General features: G+C 73.1%; 2 protein-coding genes. Both read right to left on the bottom strand.

The window, feature by feature from the left end:
- On the bottom strand, window positions 1-172 hold a 172-nt coding region (locus C7C46_RS37155), incomplete at its 3' end, for an NADH-quinone oxidoreductase subunit K (protein ID WP_181442700.1).
- On the bottom strand, window positions 169-557 hold a 389-nt coding region (locus C7C46_RS33980), incomplete at its 5' end, for an MnhB domain-containing protein (RefSeq protein WP_181442699.1). The genes C7C46_RS33980 and C7C46_RS37155, both read right to left, overlap by 4 nt.

Genomic DNA, 557 nt, shown 5'->3' with positions numbered 1-557 from the left:
AGACCGGGGCGGTGGCACCGCGCCGGTAGCCGACGGCCAGCAGCAGTACGTAGGTGGCGGACTGGGCCACCGACAGGCAGCCGACCGCCTGGATCAGGTTGCGGCTGGTCGCCAGCCCGTAGATCCCGACCAGTAGGATCCAGCCGGCCATCAGGTAGGGGAACACGCTCAACGCTCGACCACCTCCACGGCCTGGTCCAGGAACTGGGCCAGCAGCACGATCACGCCGCTGGCCACTTCGACGCCCACCACCGCGTTGACCACCGGTACCAGCCCGCCCGAGGCCAGGGTGTTGAAGGTGCCGAGCGGCAGCGTGTTCTGCAGGAACGCGGCCCCGGCGACCAGGCCCACCAGCCCCAGCACGCTGAACGCGCCGGCCGCCAGCGCGTCCGCCACGTCCAGCACGGCGAGCGGGCGGACCCGGCCCAGCGCCCGGTAGTCGGCGGCCACGTAGGCCAGGTGCAGCCCCGAGGCCAGCACCACCCCGCCCTGGAACCCGCCGCCCGGGCTGAGCTGACCGTGCGCCACGACGTAACCGCCCGTCAGCAGGGTCACCG

Origin of the sequence: Streptomyces tateyamensis, assembly GCF_003205575.1 — a bacterium.
Taxonomy (GTDB): domain Bacteria; phylum Actinomycetota; class Actinomycetes; order Streptomycetales; family Streptomycetaceae; genus Kitasatospora; species Kitasatospora tateyamensis.
The sequence above is the reverse complement of the archived record's forward strand: the minus strand, read 5'-3'. Positions and strand labels throughout refer to the sequence as shown.